This is a genomic window from Pseudomonas sp. GW821-FHT11D10 (assembly GCF_058808435.1).
Genome location: NZ_JBXARR010000010.1, coordinates 226281 through 242669, shown reverse-complemented (window position 1 = coordinate 242669; position 16389 = coordinate 226281). Strand labels below are relative to the sequence as shown.

General features: G+C 60.1%; 16 protein-coding genes. 13 read left to right on the top strand and 3 right to left on the bottom strand.

Going from position 1 to position 16389, the window contains the following annotated elements:
• Positions 1–47: 47 nt before the first annotated feature.
• Positions 48–1358 carry an MFS transporter gene (locus AC1RT4_RS25470; RefSeq protein ID WP_007950850.1) on the top strand — a complete coding sequence of 437 codons (1311 nt, stop codon included), beginning with the start codon at positions 48–50 and terminating at the stop codon, positions 1356–1358.
• A 60-nt stretch (positions 1359–1418) separates the two neighbouring features.
• Positions 1419–2222, top strand: a complete 804-nt coding sequence (locus AC1RT4_RS25465) for an IclR family transcriptional regulator (protein WP_493088776.1) — start codon at positions 1419–1421, stop codon at positions 2220–2222.
• A 4-nt stretch (positions 2223–2226) separates the two neighbouring features.
• On the opposite strand, the gene AC1RT4_RS25460 is transcribed toward AC1RT4_RS25465, so the two are convergent.
• On the bottom strand, positions 2227–3279 hold the full coding sequence (locus AC1RT4_RS25460) for an NAD(P)-dependent alcohol dehydrogenase (protein ID WP_493088774.1): 1053 nt from the start codon (positions 3277–3279) through the stop codon (positions 2227–2229).
• Positions 3280–3470: 191 nt separating this feature from the next.
• Here AC1RT4_RS25460 and AC1RT4_RS25455 point away from each other — a divergent pair, with 191 nt between their 5' ends.
• Positions 3471–4361 carry an AraC family transcriptional regulator gene (locus AC1RT4_RS25455; RefSeq protein WP_007950856.1) on the top strand — a complete coding sequence of 297 codons (891 nt, stop codon included), beginning with the start codon at positions 3471–3473 and terminating at the stop codon, positions 4359–4361.
• 66 nt (positions 4362–4427) lie between these two features.
• Here AC1RT4_RS25455 and AC1RT4_RS25450 read toward each other — a convergent pair whose 3' ends face one another.
• Complete coding sequence (locus AC1RT4_RS25450; protein ID WP_230732733.1) at positions 4428–6092, bottom strand: electron transfer flavoprotein-ubiquinone oxidoreductase; 1665 nt, start codon at positions 6090–6092, stop codon at positions 4428–4430.
• Positions 6093–6617: 525 nt separating this feature from the next.
• Here AC1RT4_RS25450 and AC1RT4_RS25445 point away from each other — a divergent pair.
• The 10 genes from AC1RT4_RS25445 to AC1RT4_RS25400 all read left to right on the top strand — a co-directional run bounded on the left by AC1RT4_RS25445 (position 6618) and on the right by AC1RT4_RS25400 (position 16061).
• Entirely contained in the window at positions 6618–7367 is a 750-nt protein-coding gene (locus tag AC1RT4_RS25445) for an electron transfer flavoprotein subunit beta/FixA family protein (protein WP_007950859.1), read from the top strand.
• Between the two features lie 2 nt (positions 7368–7369).
• Positions 7370–8299, top strand: a complete 930-nt coding sequence (locus AC1RT4_RS25440) for an electron transfer flavoprotein subunit alpha/FixB family protein (protein ID WP_085647477.1) — start codon at positions 7370–7372, stop codon at positions 8297–8299.
• A gap of 80 nt (positions 8300–8379) precedes the next feature.
• Positions 8380–9216 (top strand): substrate-binding periplasmic protein, encoded by an 837-nt coding sequence (locus AC1RT4_RS25435; RefSeq protein WP_493088770.1) that lies wholly within the window; start codon positions 8380–8382, stop codon positions 9214–9216.
• 9 nt (positions 9217–9225) lie between these two features.
• Positions 9226–9582: a DUF4398 domain-containing protein gene (locus AC1RT4_RS25430; RefSeq protein WP_170929392.1), complete on the top strand. Its 357-nt coding sequence runs from the start codon at positions 9226–9228 to the stop codon at positions 9580–9582.
• The gene (locus AC1RT4_RS25425; protein ID WP_493088768.1) at positions 9579–10391 is read left to right on the top strand and encodes an OmpA family protein; all 813 of its coding nucleotides are present in this window, start codon (positions 9579–9581) and stop codon (positions 10389–10391) included. The genes AC1RT4_RS25430 and AC1RT4_RS25425 overlap by 4 nt, the downstream gene beginning before the upstream one ends.
• Positions 10392–10592: 201 nt before the next feature.
• Positions 10593–12032, top strand: coding sequence for an aminotransferase-like domain-containing protein (locus AC1RT4_RS25420; RefSeq protein WP_007950868.1), 1440 nt, complete (start codon positions 10593–10595; stop codon positions 12030–12032).
• Positions 12033–12106: 74 nt separating this feature from the next.
• A complete protein-coding gene (locus AC1RT4_RS25415; RefSeq protein ID WP_493088766.1) occupies positions 12107–12586 on the top strand; it encodes a translation initiation factor 2 in 480 nt (159 codons plus the stop codon).
• A gap of 166 nt (positions 12587–12752) precedes the next feature.
• Positions 12753–13007 carry a YkgJ family cysteine cluster protein gene (locus tag AC1RT4_RS25410; protein WP_493088764.1) on the top strand — a complete coding sequence of 85 codons (255 nt, stop codon included), beginning with the start codon at positions 12753–12755 and terminating at the stop codon, positions 13005–13007.
• Between the two features lie 41 nt (positions 13008–13048).
• Positions 13049–13654, top strand: coding sequence for an START domain-containing protein (locus AC1RT4_RS25405; protein WP_007950871.1), 606 nt, complete (start codon positions 13049–13051; stop codon positions 13652–13654).
• Between the two features lie 313 nt (positions 13655–13967).
• Positions 13968–16061 carry an LTA synthase family protein gene (locus AC1RT4_RS25400; RefSeq protein ID WP_179694131.1) on the top strand — a complete coding sequence of 698 codons (2094 nt, stop codon included), beginning with the start codon at positions 13968–13970 and terminating at the stop codon, positions 16059–16061.
• 59 nt (positions 16062–16120) lie between these two features.
• Here AC1RT4_RS25400 and AC1RT4_RS25395 read toward each other — a convergent pair whose 3' ends face one another.
• A complete protein-coding gene (locus AC1RT4_RS25395) occupies positions 16121–16279 on the bottom strand; it encodes a DUF3309 family protein (RefSeq protein WP_169432680.1) in 159 nt (52 codons plus the stop codon).
• Positions 16280–16389: the final 110 nt, after the last annotated feature.

The window sequence follows — 16389 nt, the reverse complement described above, 5'->3', positions numbered from 1 at the left end:
GATCTGCATACCCTCGACCTCAATAAACATAAGAAGAGGCGCTCCCCATGCAACCGCAAACCCTCACCGGGCAAGCGACGTTAGTCACGCCCAGCCGCAAGCGATTTTTCATCATGGTGTTGCTGTTCATCACCGTGGTCATCAACTACCTCGACCGCAGCAACCTGTCGATTGCCGCCCCGGCACTGACGACGGATCTGGGCATCGACCCGGTGCACGTCGGGCTGATCTTCTCGGCGTTCGGCTGGACCTACGCCGCGATGCAGATCCCCGGCGGCTGGCTGGTGGATCGGGTGCCGCCGCGCATTCTTTATAGCGTCGCATTGCTGTTGTGGTCGCTGGCCACGGTGATGCTCGGGTTCGCCGCCAGTTTCATCGCACTGTTCGTGCTGCGCATGGCGGTCGGTGCGCTGGAAGCGCCGGCGTATCCGATCAACAGCCGTGTGGTGACGACCTGGTTCCCCGAGCGTGAGCGGGCGACGGCCATCGGCTTCTACACCTCCGGGCAATTTGTCGGGCTGGCGTTTCTGACCCCGGTGCTGGCGTGGCTGCAACATGAGTTTGGCTGGCACATGGTGTTTGTCGTGACCGGCGCGGTGGGCATCGTCTGGGCGGCGATCTGGTACGCGGTGTATCGCGAACCGCGTGATTTCAAAGGCGCCAACGAAGCGGAAATCGACCTGATCCGCGAGGGCGGCGGCCTGGTGGATATCGCCGCCGAAACCGCCAAGGTGAAGGCGAAATTCAGTTGGACCGATCTCGGCATCGTCCTCAGTAAACGCAAGTTGTGGGGGATCTACCTCGGCCAGTTCTGCCTCAACTCGACACTGTGGTTTTTCCTGACCTGGTTCCCGACTTACCTGGTGAAATACCGCGGTATGGACTTCATCAAGTCCGGTCTGCTGGCGTCGCTGCCGTTTCTCGCCGCGTTCATCGGCGTGCTGTGCTCCGGGTTCTTTTCCGACTTCCTGATCCGTCGTGGCTGCACCGTCGGGTTTGCGCGCAAGCTGCCGATCATCGGCGGGCTGCTGATTTCCACCTCGATCATCGGCGCCAACTTCGTCGAGTCGACGCCGTTGGTGATTGCCTTCCTGGCGCTGGCGTTTTTCGGCAACGGGCTGGCGTCGATCACCTGGTCGCTGGTGTCGACACTGGCGCCGGCGCGGCTGCTGGGCTTGACCGGTGGGGTGTTCAATTTCATCGGCAATCTGTCGGCGATTGCCACGCCGATTGTCATCGGCTTCCTGGCCAGCGGCGATTCGTTCGCCCCGGCAATCACCTACATCGCGGTTCTGGCATTGATCGGTGCTTTGTCCTACGTGCTGCTGGTGGGCAAGGTCGAGCGCATCGAGTTGTAGTCGGCCATCTCGGGCGACCATAATGCCGCCCGTTCCCTCGCTCAACGCTAAAGGCTGGATATGCAGGAAGACGCCCCAAAAACCGCCAAGGACGCCGCGCCGACCGGTACCCAGACCCTGCTTCGCGGGTTGGGTGTGGTGCAGGCCGTCGCCAGTGGCGCCCGCGATCTCAAAGAGATTGCCCGCCTGATCGGCACCACGCGCAGCACCACTCATCGTCTGGCCAGTTGCCTGGTGGACGAGCGCTACCTGCGCGTCGTGCCGCAAGTCGGTTATCTGCTGGGGCCGAAGCTGATCGAACTGGGTTTTCAGGCGCGCGAAGAGTTGCCGTTGGTGACGTTGGCCGGGCCTTATCTGGACGAGTTGTCGGCGCTGACCGGCGACACCGTTCACCTGGGAATTCGTGAAGGCGACGAGGTGCTGTACCTGTTGAAGAATCCGGGGCGCAACGGCCCGGAAATGCGCTCGCGGGTCGGCCATCGCATGCCGCTGGCGCGGACCGGGATCGGCAAGGCCTTGATGCTGGATGACGCGACGCAGGACTGGCAGCGTCTGTACGACATTAGCCTGCCGGCGGGTGGGAAAAGTCAGTTCTGGCCGCAGCATCCCCAGCAGTCGTGGGAGCAGTTGGAGCAGCGAATGACCGAATACGTGGCCGGCGGCTACGCGTTCGATCTGGAAGACAACGAACCGTCGATCCGTTGCGTGGCGGCGCCGATCCGCGACGCGAGCAAGCGCATCGTCGCGGCCATCAGCATCGCCAGCACCGTGCCGTACATGCCGCTGGAAAAAATGGCCGAGCTGATTCCCCTGATCAAAGGGGTCACGGCCCGGCTCTCGGCGGAGCTTGGCTTGAAGGTCTGAGGTATCAGAGCTTCAGAGTCGCCATGTCGATCACGAAGCGGTACTTAACATCACCGGCGATCATGCGGGTGTAGGCTTCGTTGATCTGGCGGATGTCGAGCATTTCGATATCGCAGCTGATGTTGTGCTCGGCGCAGAAATCCAGCACTTCCTGGGTTTCGGCGACGCCACCGATCAACGAACCGGCCAATACGCGACGACCCAGCACCAGTTTCGCGGCGTGGACCGGCGGATCGATCGGTTCGATCAGGCCCACCAGAATGTGCACGCCATCGAAGCGCAGGGTGTCGAGGTACGGGTTGAGATCGTGCTGCACCGGAATGGTGTCCAGCAGGAAGTCGAAACGACCGGCTGCAGCTTTCATCTGCTCTTCGTCGGTGGACACGATCACATGATCGGCGCCCTGGCGACGACCTTCCTCGGCCTTGCTTGCCGAACGGGTGAACAGCGTCACTTCAGCGCCCATGGCCTTGGCGAACTTGATGCCCATGTGGCCGAGGCCGCCCATGCCGAGAATCCCGACCTTGTCGCCGGCCTTCACGCCGTAGTGCTTTAGCGGCGAGTAGGTGGTGATGCCGGCGCAGAGAATCGGTGCGGCAGCCGCCAGATCCAGCTTCTCGGGGATGCGCACCACGAAGTGTTCGCTGACCACGATGCTGTCCGAATAACCACCCATGGTGTTGCTGCCGTCGACCCGGTCGGGCGTGGCATAAGTCATGGTCGGGCCTTCGAGGCAGTATTGCTCGAGGTTCGACTGGCAGGCTTCGCAGGTGCGGCAGGAATCGACCATGCAGCCCACGCCGACCAGATCGCCGACCTTGTGCTTGGTGACATTCGCACCGACGGCGGTGACTTTTCCGACGATCTCGTGGCCGGGCATCAACGGGTAAACGGCGATGCCCCATTCGTTGCGCGCCTGGTGGATGTCGGAGTGGCAGACGCCGCAGTACAGGATATCGATGGCGACGTCGTCGGCCCGTGGGCTGCGGCGTTCGAACTTCATCGGGGCGAGGGGCGTGGTGGCCGTTTGAGCGGCATAGCCGATGGCGGTGTACATGTGAAACCTCGCAAAAGCAGTGACAAGTGAGGCGGCGCATTCTGGGCGCCGTCCGGTCGTCCGGCCATGGCGATTCCTCCGGGTGTCATGCCTAATCCTCCGGCATGCGGGGTTGATCGGTCGCATTGGCAAAAGGATCTGCGATGATGCTTTCATCCCTTTTTCCGTGATTTTTTCTGAAGAGCCACCCGATGCAATTGACCCGTCACCTTGATGCCAACGCCACCCTGGTTTCGCTGATCGAACCGCTGGCGCTGCGCGATGGTTACAGCCAGACCGGGCTGCCGGGCGTGCAGGTGTTGCGCGCCAGTTGCGACGTTGCCCGTGGCCCGCATATTTACGAACCGAGCCTGATGATCATCGCCCAGGGCAGCAAACTGGCGTATCTGGGGCCGCGCACCATGGAGTACGGCGCCGGGCATTACCTGATCCAGGCGTTGCCGGTGCCGTTCGAGTGCGAAACCTATGCGTTGCCGGACGCGCCGTTGCTCGGCGTGTCGGTGGCGATCGACCGGGTGCTGCTCGGTGAATTGGTGCTGGCCATGGGGCTGGCGCCGGGGCGGCATATTCCGGCGCAGACACCGGAGTCGATGACCTCGGTGGTGCTCGACGATGACATGCGCGGTTGCGTCGAACGCTTGCTGCGTTGTCTGCACGATCCGCTGGAGTGCCAGATTCTCGGGCCTGCGCGTGTACGGGAGTTATTGTTCGTGGCGTTGCGCGGTCCGCAGGCTGATGTGCTGCGGGCGCTGGTCGAGCAGCAGGGGCAGTTTGCCCGGGTGGCGGCTTCGATCAGCCATTTGCACTCGCACTACACCGAACCGTTGAACGTCGAGACGCTGGCCAGCTGCGCGAACATGAGCGTTTCGACCTTTCATGAGCATTTCAAACGCAGCACGTTGCTGTCGCCGGTGCAGTATCTGAAGCGTTTGCGCTTGTTGAAGGCGCAGACGTTGTTGATCGCCGAAGGACTGGGAGTGGCGCAGGTGGCGCATCGGGTGGGGTATCAGAGCACGTCGCAGTTCAGTCGCGAGTACAAACGTTATTTCGAACGCAGTCCGGGTGATGAGCGCGCGGCTTGATTCCCGGCAAATCGCAGGCAACAAAAAGGCCCCCTTATAGGGAGCCTTGATGTTTAGCGGATTGGCTTACATGTTCGGGTAAGTAGGGCCGCCGGCGCCTTCCGGCGTCACCCAGGTGATGTTCTGCGAAGGGTCCTTGATGTCACAGGTCTTGCAGTGCACGCAGTTCTGGGCGTTGATCTGGAAGCGCTTCTCGCCGTCTTCCTTGGTGATCACTTCATACACACCGGCCGGGCAGTAGCGCTGTGCCGGCTCGTCGTACAGCGGCAGGTTCTTGCTCAGCGGGATGGTCGGGTCGGTCAGTTTCAGGTGGCACGGCTGTTCTTCTTCATGGTTGGTCCCGGAGATGAACACCGAGCTCAGCTTGTCGAAGCTGATCTTGCCGTCGGGTTTCGGGTAGTCGATCTTCTTGCAGTCGGCCGCGAGCTTGAGGCAGGCGTAGTCCGGCTTGGTGTCGTGCAGGGTGAACGGCAGTTTGCCGCCGAAGATGTTCTGATCCAGCCAGTTGAAACCGCCGCCGACGATGGCGCCGAACTTGTGGATCGCCGGGCCGAAGTTGCGGCTGGCGAACAGTTCTTCGTAGAGCCAGCTCTTCTTGAAGGCGTCGACGTAGGTGGTCAGCTCTTCAGTGCCGTCCTTGTCAGCGAACAGCGCGTCGGCCACGGATTCAGCGGCGAGCATGCCGGACTTCATCGCAGTGTGGCTGCCCTTGATCTTGGCGAAGTTCAGGGTGCCGAGGTCGCAACCGATCAGTGCGCCGCCCTTGAAGACCATCTTCGGCAGCGAGTTCAGGCCGCCTTTGCAGATCGCACGTGCGCCGTAGCTGATGCGCTTGCCGCCTTCCAGATACTGCTTCAGTACCGGGTGATGCTTGAGGCGCTGGAATTCGTCGAACGGCGACAGGTAGGTGTTGCTGTAGGAAAGATCGACGATCAGGCCGACTACAACCTGGTTATTTTCCAGGTGATAGAGGAAGGAGCCGCCGGTGTTCTCGGTGCCCATGATGTCCATCGGCCAACCGGCGGTGTGCACCACCAGGCCTGGCTGGTGTTTGGCCGGGTCGATTTCCCAGATTTCCTTCAGGCCGATGCCGTAGTGCTGGGCGTCGGCATCGCTGTCGAGGTTGTAGCGCTTGATCAGTTGCTTGCCGATGTGGCCACGGCAGCCTTCGGCGAACAGCGTGTACTTGCCACGCAGTTCCATGCCAGGGGTGTAGAGGCCTTCTTTCGGATGACCTTCGCGGTCGACACCCAAGTCACCGGTGATGATCCCGCGCACCACGCCGTTTTCATCGATCAGCGCTTCCTGAGCGGCGAAGCCCGGGTAGATTTCCACGCCCAGGTTTTCGGCCTGCTGGGCGAGCCAGCGGCACAGGTTGCCGAGGGAGATAATGTAGTTGCCTTCGTTGTGCATGGTCTTGGGCACAAAGAAGTCAGGAATTTTTTGCGCGCTTTCGGCGTTTTTCAGCACGAAAATGTCATCGCGGGTGACAGGCGTGTTCAGCGGAGCGCCGAGTTCTTTCCAGTCCGGGAACAGTTCGTTCAGGGCCCGTGGTTCGAATACGGCACCGGACAGGATGTGTGCGCCGACTTCGGAGCCTTTTTCGACCACGCAGACGCTGATTTCCTTACCGGCTTCGGCGGCCTTCTGCTTCAGACGGCAGGCGGCGGACAGGCCAGCGGGGCCGGCACCGACGATGACCACGTCGAATTCCATGTATTCGCGTTCCACAGGCTATCTCCTACTCAAGGCTCAACAGTTTTTTTTCTAATTTGGAGGTTCGGTGTCGTATCCGTTATTGCCTTTACGTTAACGTCAAGGCTAATAATGGGCAAACCACCTTTCTCTCTAGGCGGCGCATTATATCTACACCACTCTTAGCGTCCAATACAAACGTTTGTTTGAATCGGCTCCAGCCCAGAGAAATCAAAGAAGCGCGGCTTATGACAGGGCATTTTGGCGTATTGACCAGAATGGGCGTTCCGGTCAAGATACGGGCGGTTTTGCGCTCGCCGTAGGCTGAATGGTGGTTTCAAGAGCACCTCTAAAGACAGGGCGTAGGTGGTAACCGGTGATGCGCAGCGCAGGTTCGGCGCGCAGTTTACACACCGCGACGCGGCATGACTCGTCGGTCACGACTGACGAACGGTCATTCCGCTCAGCCGGCGTTTTTAGAGGTGCCCTTGTGCCCGATGAGCATCAACCGCCAGGTTCGCCTAGGCGACTTTCTTTTCACCGGAGAGTAACGAGGAATCCATGAAGGTTCTTGTAGCTGTCAAACGCGTTGTGGATTACAACGTCAAGGTTCGCGTCAAGGCGGACAATTCCGGCGTAGACCTCGCCAACGTCAAGATGTCGATGAACCCGTTCTGCGAAATCGCAGTGGAAGAAGCCGTACGCCTGAAAGAAAAAGGCGTTGCGACTGAAATCGTCGTCGTCTCCATCGGCCCGTCCACCGCTCAGGAACAGCTGCGTACCGCACTGGCTCTGGGTGCCGACCGCGCCATCCTCGTCGAATCCGCTGAAGACCTGACTTCCCTGGCCGTGGCCAAGCTGCTCAAGGCCGTGGTCGACAAGGAACAGCCTCAGCTGGTGATCCTGGGCAAACAGGCCATCGACAGCGACAACAACCAGACCGGCCAGATGCTCGCTGCACTGAGCGGCTACGGTCAGGGCACTTTCGCCTCGAAAGTCGAAGTCTCCGGCGACAGCGTTGCCGTGACCCGCGAAATCGACGGCGGCGCGCAGACCGTTTCCCTGAAACTGCCAGCGATCGTCACCACCGACCTGCGTTTGAACGAGCCGCGCTACGCGTCCCTGCCAAACATCATGAAAGCCAAGAAGAAGCCTCTCGAGACGCTGACTCCGGACGCTTTGGGCGTTTCCACCGCCTCCACCAACAAGACCCTGAAAGTCGAAGCGCCGGCTGCACGCAGCGCGGGCATCAAGGTCAAGTCGGTGGCTGAACTGGTCGAGAAACTGAAAAACGAAGCGAAGGTAATCTGATCATGACTATCTTGGTAATCGCCGAACACGACAACAAGGTGCTGGCTCCGGCCACCCTGAACACCGTGGCTGCCGCTGCCAAAATCGGCGGCGACATCCACGTTCTGGTTGCAGGCCAGGGCGCTGGCGCCGTGGCTGAAGCCGCCGCGAAAATCGCAGGTGTGAGCAAAGTCCTGAACGCTGACAATGCTGCCTACGCGCATCAGCTGCCGGAAAACGTTGCTCCTCTGGTAGCCGAACTGGGCGCTGGCTACAGCCACATCCTGGCTGCCGCTACTTCCAACGGCAAAAACATCCTGCCACGCGTTGCCGCTCAACTGGACGTTGACCAGATCTCCGAGATCATTTCGGTAGAAAGCGCTGACACCTTCAAGCGTCCGATCTACGCCGGTAACGCCATCGCTACCGTGCAATCGACCGCTGCGATCAAAGTGATCACCGTGCGTGCCACCGGTTTCGACCCGGTTGCCGCTGAAGGCGGTTCCGCTTCGGTTGAATCCGTTGCTGCTGCTCACAACGCCGGCACTTCCAGCTTCGTCAGTGAAGAGCTGGCCAAGTCTGATCGTCCTGAGCTGACCGCTGCCAAGATCGTCGTTTCCGGCGGCCGCGGCATGCAGAACGGCGACAACTTCAAACACCTGTACGCTCTGGCCGACAAGCTGGGTGCTGCTGTGGGTGCTTCCCGCGCCGCGGTCGACGCAGGTTTCGTACCGAACGACATGCAGGTCGGTCAGACCGGCAAGATCGTTGCGCCACAGCTGTACATCGCCGTCGGTATCTCCGGCGCGATCCAGCACCTGGCCGGCATGAAAGACTCCAAAGTGATCGTTGCGATCAACAAGGACGAAGAAGCGCCGATCTTCCAGGTGGCCGATTACGGCCTGGTGGCGGATCTGTTCGAAGCCGTACCTGAGTTGGAGAAGCTGGTCTAATCCGGCCGCTTCACTTATAAAGAGCCCGACCTTTTGGTCGGGCTTTTTTTTGTCTCGGATTTGAGTGGGAGCGTTTCGCCATGGATCTGCATCGTTGGTTGGGCTGCTCGTGGTTGCTGGGGCTGGCATTGTTGCCGGGCCTGTCGGTGGCGACGGGCAAGTGCGAGCGGCTGGTCGTCACCGGCAGCCCGGATGCACCGCCGTACCTCTGGCAGGATCCGCAAAACCCCAAACAACTGATCGGTGCCAGCGCCGACCTGTTGCAACAGGTGGCGAAAGAGTTGGGGATCAAAGTCGATCTGTTGTACGCCGGCAAGCGTTCCCAGGCCCTCGACGAAGTGCGCAGTGGGCGGATGGACATGCTGGCCGACGCGCCGCTGACCTTTAACGAGCTGGAAAACCTCGACTACATTCACCCACCGTTGCTGGAAAACGACTATCTAGTTTGGACCCGCAAGGGGTCGACTCTGGTCTACAGCGAAGCGAAGGATCTCCAGGGCCATCAAGGAGGCTTGTCGGAAAAGTCTCGAATGACCCCGGCATTCGGCACTTTCGCCGAGCAGCAATTGACCCTGACCCGTACGGCAAACCTGACCCAGGCGTTTCAGAAACTTCTGCTGGGTGAGGTGGAATATGTACTCGCCGGTCGCTACTCGGGCATGGCGGCCGCACAGGCACTGGGCATGGCCAATGATCTGCTGGCCTTTGAACAACCCATCGACCGGCCCGGTCTGTTCCTGGCGGTTTCGCACAACTCGGCCTGCAACGATCCGTGGTTGCGCGGACAGCTGGCCAAAAAGATGACAGAATTGCCCGCGTCCGGCCTGACGGAAGCCGCGCTGCAACGCAACATCGAGCGCTGGAAGGCGCAGCAGCAACAGCCGCCGCAACCACCTGTCAGCGCCCCAAAACAGTAGGGATTCTTAGTGAGTAATCGACTTCTTTTCGCGGCCATGGCCGTTCTGGCCCTGGCCGGTTGCGCCAGCGATCCGGCACCCAACGAACAAATGCGTCTGACCGAGCAGGCCCTTGAGCAAGCCAAAGCCGTGGGCGCCACCGCTGAAGACGTGCCGGAAATGAAACTGGCAGAAGACAAGTTCAACCGGGCCAAAGGCAGCATGGCGGGTGAGTCCTACAAGAATGCGCGGATGCGATTCGAACAGGCCGAACTCGACGCACGTCTGGCGGAAGCCAAAGTGCTGACCCAGAAGAGCGAAGAGCAAGTGAACGTGCTCAACACCCGCATCGTCCGACTGCGCAAGCAACTGGGGGATGCCCAATGAGCCTGAAGTCCAAAGCCCTCGGCGCTCTGATCCTCGCCGGTTGCGCCAGCCTTTACGGCTGCGCCGGTCAGCACAGCGAATCCGCATTGCAGCAGGCCAGCACCGATTTCCAGAAGGTCAAGGAAGATTCCAACGTGCTGCGTATCGCGCCGAAAGACGTGATCCGCGCCGGTGAGTCCCTGGCCCGAGCCGATCGTCTGTCGACGTACTGGGGCAGCGGCTCGGACGTGGTGCATTACGCCTACCTGAGCCAGCGCTACAGCGAAATCGCCCGTGAGCACACCAACCAGGTGCTCAACGAAGAGCGTGCGGCGAAACTGGAACTTGAACGCCAGCGCCTGCAACTGGCCCTGCGCGAGTCGAAACTGCTGAGCGTGCAGCAGCAGGGCAAATGGCTGGAAGAACAGATCGTTGCGCTGGCCACCACCCAGACCGATCGTGGTCTGGTAATGACCTTGGGTGACGTGCTGTTCGACACCGGTGAAGCCGAACTGAAAAACTCGGCCAACCGCGTGGTGCTGAAGATCGTGCAGTTCCTGCAACTCAACCCGAAGCGTGTCGTGCGCATCGAGGGGTACACCGACAGCACAGGCGGCAAGCAGGAAAACCTCAAACTTTCTCGCGACCGCGCACAGTCGGTAGCCGACGTGTTGACGGACCTGGGCATCGACGAAAAACGCATTCAGGTCGAAGGCTACGGCGACGAATATCCGGTGGACGCCAACGCTTCCGAGCGTGGGCGTGCGCAGAACCGTCGGGTGGAAATCGTGTTCTCCGACGAAAAAGGCCAGCTCGGCGCCGCCCGCTGAGGGTGGCGTTACTGGAAAGCCCGGGCTGTCAGGCAGCACCGGGCTTTTTTACGTCTGTCGATTACCTCACAAAGCAGTACAGATTTAACCGACACAGCACTGTATGGTTGACTAATATGGCAACTGTCCCAGTACACTTCCAAACTGTTCCGGTATTGTTTCACACAAGAATAAAACGCCCGTGAAATCGAGTGCTGCGTCATGACCAATCTCTTGCTCTACCAACGTATTGCTCAACAGCTGGCCGAAGATATTCGCCGTGGCGTCTATCAACCGGGCGAGCGCGTGCCTTCGGTGCGCAAGATGAGTTCGCAGCTCAACGTCAGCCATGCCACGGTGTTGCAGGCTTACGCCAACCTCGAGGATCAGGGCCTGATCCGCGCGCGGCCGCAGTCCGGCTACTACGTGCACCAGACTCCCGCGCTGACGGCGCCCACGCCGGACATTGCTCGGGTCGAACGGCCAGGTCTGGTCACCCGCAGCAGCATCATTCAGCAAGTATTGGTCGAATCCCGTCGTGAAGGTGTGTTCCCGCTGGGGGCGGCGGTGCCGAGTGTCGATTACTTGCCGGTGCGCGCCCTGCATCAGCAACTGGCCAAGGTCACTCGCTTTCATAGCCCTCGGGCGTTCAGCTACATGTTCAGTCCGGGTTTCGAGCCGCTGCGCCGGCAGGTGGCGATTCGCATGCGCGATGCAGGCGTGGTGGTTGACCCGTCCGAAGTGGTGATCACCCACGGCTGTGTCGACGCCTTGCAGATGTCTTTGCGGGTGCTGACCCGCCCCGGCGATTTGATCGCCGCCGAATCACCGACTTATTACGGGTTGCTGCAACTGGCCGATCTGCTGGGCCTGAAAGTCATCGAGATCCCCAGCGACCCCGCCACCGGCATGAGCCTCGAAGCCCTGCAACTGGCGGCCAACCAATGGTCGATCAAGGCGCTGGTGCTGACCACCCGCCTGAGTAATCCACTTGGCGGCACCATGCCCGAAGAGCGGCAGAAACAACTGCTGCGGCTGGCCTCGGACTTCGACATCCAGATCGTCGAAGACGATATCTACGGCGAGTTGATGTTCGAGCAGGGCCGCACCAAGTCGCTCAAGGCCTACGATAGGCTTGACCGGGTGATCTATTGCTCGAGTTTTTCCAAGACGTTATCGCCCGGTGTGCGCATCGGCTGGATGATCGCCGGCAAGTACCAGCAGGAAATCCAGCGTTTGCAGACTTTCAGCACCCATTCGGCGTGCAGCGTCACGCAAATGGCCATCGCGGCGTACCTGGAAAACGGCGGCTATGACCGGCATTTAAGGTACATCCGCCAGGAATACCGAAAAAATCTCAGCGCGTTCCAGCTGGCGGTTCAGCAGTACTTTCCCGAAGGCACTCAGATGACCCGGCCGACTGGCGGATTCATTCTGTGGGTCAGTCTGCCGGGGCGGGTCAACACCCAGGAATTGCACGTGCGGGCGCTGCAACAGGGCATCAGCATTGCGCCGGGCCTGATCTTCAGCAACACCGAACAGTTCAACCACTGCATCCGGTTGAACTGCGGCATCCCGTGGAATCGCGAGGCGGAACGCGCGCTGATGACCCTCGGAATGCTGGCGACCCAGCTCTGCCAGGAGATGGCCGGCGGATTTTGAAACAATGGCGGAGCTTGTCATGTGACGTCTAACAGGCGAGCATATGGCCCTCTGCCGTTAGCTTCGTTGGGTTCATGAAAGCGAAATTTTCTGCCGTCTGGGTTGTGCTCTGCCTGCTGATGATGGGTCATGTGCCTGGTGCCATGGCGGCCGCGGCTCAGGAAAAGACGCCGGCTACTGCCACTGCGAAAAAACCGGTCACGGCCAAGAAAACCGTTCCAGCGAAAAAAGCACCGCAGAAAAAGGCTGCTCCCGCCAAGAAGCGCGCACCGGTCGCCTCCAAGTCGAAGTCGGCGAAAGAAGTGGCCAAGACGCCGTTGCCGTCCGCGAAGCTCGATTTGAGCCTGCCCAAAGACATGGTTCAAGAGTTGAAGCCGCCCGGCTCCGTGACGATGCCCAAGCGCGAACCGATTCTGCCGCAAATGTTCGGTGACAAGAACAGCGGGTTCCAGCTCAACGGCCGTTTGCTCAGCAACGAAATGCAGCTGCAGCTGCGTAACGAGGAGCGTCGGGAAGTTGAAGGCGCGGCGCTGGATTTCGAGTTCAAGCAATAAATCGTCCCCATCGGTGACCCGCAGACCAGACGCTTTGTCGGAGACTGGTCAGTCACTTTCGTTTCTGCGTAAAAACCCCGGTTCAGGGAATTTAAAACAGCCGTTTAAGCGGTTACCCTGTTCCGCGTCCCTTTAACACATTGCCCGCTGCGAGGAACGCGTCGTCATGAAATGCCGTGAAGGCTGTGGCGCCTGCTGCATTGCCCCTTCCATCAGTTCGCCGATTCCAGGCATGCCCGATGGCAAACCTGCCGGTGAACGCTGCGTTCAGTTGTCGGTCGATAACCTGTGCAACATTTTCGGCCGACCGGATCGTCCGGCGGTCTGTTCAGGATTCAAGGCCGATCCCGAAGTCTGCGGCAGCAGCCAGGACGACGCGATCAGACTGCTCGGCTGGTGGGAGCAGATGACGGCGGCGTGATGTGTCAAACGAACGGAACTTCAACAATAAGGAATAAGACTATGGGTTCGCTGCATCGTATCGCTGTGTTGTGTGGTTTGACGGCCGTGCTGGCCACCTCGGCCGCCCAGGCTGAAGACTGGAAAGTCGCCAAGAACGAGGACGGCATCAAGGTCTCCCTGAGCGAAGTGCCGGGTTCGGACTACAAGTCTTATCAAGGCGTGACCGTGATGAAGACCACCATCGCCAAACTGCGCGCCTTGCAGGAAGACGTCTCCGGTGCGTGCGCGTGGATTCACGAGTGCAAGACCCAGAAACTGCTCAAGCACGAAGGCGACCAGAGCTGGACCTACACTCAGTTCAACACCCCATGGCCGGTGACTCCGCGCGATTCGATCCTGCATGTCACCACTGTTGAAGGCGCCGATGGCAGCCTGACCCGTAATCTGGAAGGCGTGCCGAAGTACCTGCCTGAAGAAAAGGGCTTTGTGCGGGTTGCTCAAGTCAAAGGCTTCTGGAAGTTCGTGCCAAAAGGCGACCAGGTTGAAGTGACCTATCAGGTTCACACCGAGCCGGGCGGCAGCGTGCCGTCGATGATCGCTAACAAGTTTGTGGTCGACGCACCGTTCAACACCCTCAAAGCCTTGAAAGAACGCGCCGAGAAGTAACTGTCGCGTTCATCTGTAAACGCCCCGAAGAACTCGGGGCGTTTTGTTTTCCAGGTTTATTGTGTTTCCAGATATGCGTTGGACGAAATTTTCACAAAGTCTCCAAGACAATTCGCCCGCGCTGTCTGCACCTGTCCCGGTGCGCTGTGCCTTGAATGAAAGCGTCCGGCAACGGGCACTAATCAATGGCAATGCCGCCGGTGATCGTGCAACATTTGCGCTCCGCGCAAGCCCCGGGGCCTGGAATGGCCAACAGAGGGCAGGGCGCAGCTGAATTTTTGCAACTTCAACTTCCAATGGGTCCTAAAACGACATGGCAAACCCGGACGCCCTGAGTCAGCAGCGATCTTCCAGTCGCCTGCTGCAACCGACCGTCAAATCGCATCTGGCCTACACGCTCCTTTGCGCGCTGGTCATGATGGTGATGTTTTCCGTGCTGCGCCTCGCGCTGCTGGTCTACAACCGCGAGATGATCCTCGATACCCCGGCCTCGACCTTCCTCGAAGCCTTCGCCAACGGCCTGCGCTTCGATATTCGCCTGGTGGTGTATCTGTGCATTCCGCTGGTGCTGGCGCTGTTCAGTGCACGGGCCATGGCGGCGCGCGGGTTCTTCCGTCTGTGGCTGACCGTCGCTTCGAGCATCGCGCTGTTCCTCGGCCTGATGGAGATGGACTTCTATCGCGAGTTCCACCAGCGCCTCAACGGCCTGGTGTTCCAGTACGTGAAGGAAGACCCGAAAACCGTGATGAGCATGCTCTGGTACGGTTTCCCGGTGGTGCGCTACCTGCTGGCCTGGGCCGTGGGCACGCTGATCCTGACCCTGGCGTTCAAGGGCGCCGATCGTCTGACCCGTCCGCGTGGCCCGTTCAGCGGTGGCAACGTCGGCACCCGTCAGGTGGCGCCATGGTATGCGCGTCTGGCGGTGTTCGTGGTGTGCCTGCTGATCTGCGTGGTCGCCGCTCGCGGCACCCTGCGCCAAGGCCCGCCGCTGCGCTGGGGTGACGTGTACACCACCGATTCGAACTTCGCCAACCAGCTCGGCCTCAACGGCACGCTGTCGCTGATCGCGGCGGCCAAGGACCGGATGGGCGAGGATCGCGACAACATCTGGAAAGCCACACTGCCGCAGGATCAGGCGCAGAAAGTGGTGCGCGAGATGCTGGTGATGCCGGACGACAAACTGGTGGATGCCGATATCGCCGCCGTGCGTCGTGAATACACGCCACCTGCCGACAAGACCCTGCCGATCAAGAACGTCGTCGTGATCCTGATGGAAAGCATGGCCGGTCACTCGGTGGGCGCACTGGGCGCGCCGGGCAACATCACGCCATACCTCGACAAGCTGTCGAAGGAAGGCCTGCTGTTCGACCGTTTCTTCTCCAACGGTACCCATACCCACCAGGGCATGTTCGCCACCATGGCCTGCTTCCCGAACCTGCCGGGTTTCGAATACCTGATGCAGACTCCGGAAGGCAGCCACAAACTGTCCGGCCTGCCGCAGTTGCTCAGCGCTCGTGACTATGACGATGTCTACGTCTACAACGGTGACTTTGCCTGGGACAACCAGTCCGGTTTCTTCAGCAACCAGGGCATGACCAACTTCGTCGGCCGTAACGACTTCGTGAACCCGGTGTTCTCCGATCCGACCTGGGGCGTGTCCGATCAGGACATGTTCGACCGTGGTCTGGTGGAGCTCAAGGCGCGGGAAAACGGCAAGCCGTTCTACGCGCTGCTGCAGACCCTGTCCAACCACACGCCGTACGCCTTGCCGACGCCGTTGCCGGTCGAGCGCGTGACGGATCGTGGCACGCTCAACGAACACCTGACCGCCATGCGTTACGCGGACTGGGCGCTGGGCCAGTTCTTCGAGAAGGCCCGCAAGGAGCCGTACTTCAAGGAAACCCTGTTCGTCATCGTCGGCGACCACGGTTTCGGCAACGAGCGTCAGATCACCGAAATGGACCTGGGCCGCTTCAACGTACCGATGCTGATGATCGCACCGGGCATCCAGGAAAAATTCGGTACCCGTGACCACACCGTGGGCACCCAGATCGACATCGTGCCGACCATCATGGGTCGCCTCGGTGGCGAAGTGCGCCATCAGTGCTGGGGCCGCGATCTGCTGAACCTGCCGCAGGGTGACACCGGTTTTGGTGTGATCAAGCCGTCGGGCAGCGAGCAGACTACCGCCATCGTTACCGCTGACCAGATCCTGGTGCTGCCGAAAGAGAAGGAAATGGCGCCGAAGATCTACCAGTACCAACTGGGCGCGAATCCTTCTGCTGAAATCATCCCGGACGCGCCGCGCACTGCCGAGCTGAAACTCAAGCTCGAAGCGTTCCTGCAAACGGCCACCAAGAGCCTGATGGACAACACCGCCGGTGTGATTAACGGCAAGCCGGACTGATCATTCGGCGCAATAAAAAAGAGGCCCTTGAAGGGCCTCTTTTTTTGTCGGTCAAACAGTCATATCCGACCGAGTAACAACAGCACCAACAGTACTACCAGCACCACACCGATAATGCCCGAAGGGCCATAACCCCAACTTCTGGAGTGCGGGAAGACCGGCAGACCACCGATCAGCAACAGGATCAGGATAATGATTAGAATTGTGCCCATGTCTATTTCCTTGTTGATAGTGTCTGTGAAGTCTTGGTGTTCAAGGGCGGCTGGAAGTTGAACTAAATCCAGACGGCTTACAAATTCCGACTGGTGCGCATGAAAGAAAATTCAAT

Excerpts from the sequence above, each read along its gene's own strand:
- AC1RT4_RS25470 (WP_007950850.1), top strand. The coding sequence starts at position 48 with ATGCAACCGCAAACCCTCACCGGGCAAGCGACGTTAGTCACGCCCAGC.
- AC1RT4_RS25465 (WP_493088776.1), top strand. The coding sequence starts at position 1,419 with ATGCAGGAAGACGCCCCAAAAACCGCCAAGGACGCCGCGCCGACCGGT.
- AC1RT4_RS25460 (WP_493088774.1), bottom strand. The coding sequence starts at position 3,279 with ATGTACACCGCCATCGGCTATGCCGCTCAAACGGCCACCACGCCCCTC.
- AC1RT4_RS25455 (WP_007950856.1), top strand. The coding sequence starts at position 3,471 with ATGCAATTGACCCGTCACCTTGATGCCAACGCCACCCTGGTTTCGCTG.
- AC1RT4_RS25445 (WP_007950859.1), top strand. The coding sequence starts at position 6,618 with ATGAAGGTTCTTGTAGCTGTCAAACGCGTTGTGGATTACAACGTCAAG.
- AC1RT4_RS25440 (WP_085647477.1), top strand. The coding sequence starts at position 7,370 with ATGACTATCTTGGTAATCGCCGAACACGACAACAAGGTGCTGGCTCCG.
- AC1RT4_RS25435 (WP_493088770.1), top strand. The coding sequence starts at position 8,380 with ATGGATCTGCATCGTTGGTTGGGCTGCTCGTGGTTGCTGGGGCTGGCA.
- AC1RT4_RS25425 (WP_493088768.1), top strand. The coding sequence starts at position 9,579 with ATGAGCCTGAAGTCCAAAGCCCTCGGCGCTCTGATCCTCGCCGGTTGC.
- AC1RT4_RS25420 (WP_007950868.1), top strand. The coding sequence starts at position 10,593 with ATGACCAATCTCTTGCTCTACCAACGTATTGCTCAACAGCTGGCCGAA.
- AC1RT4_RS25415 (WP_493088766.1), top strand. The coding sequence starts at position 12,107 with ATGAAAGCGAAATTTTCTGCCGTCTGGGTTGTGCTCTGCCTGCTGATG.
- AC1RT4_RS25410 (WP_493088764.1), top strand. The coding sequence starts at position 12,753 with ATGAAATGCCGTGAAGGCTGTGGCGCCTGCTGCATTGCCCCTTCCATC.
- AC1RT4_RS25405 (WP_007950871.1), top strand. The coding sequence starts at position 13,049 with ATGGGTTCGCTGCATCGTATCGCTGTGTTGTGTGGTTTGACGGCCGTG.
- AC1RT4_RS25400 (WP_179694131.1), top strand. The coding sequence starts at position 13,968 with ATGGCAAACCCGGACGCCCTGAGTCAGCAGCGATCTTCCAGTCGCCTG.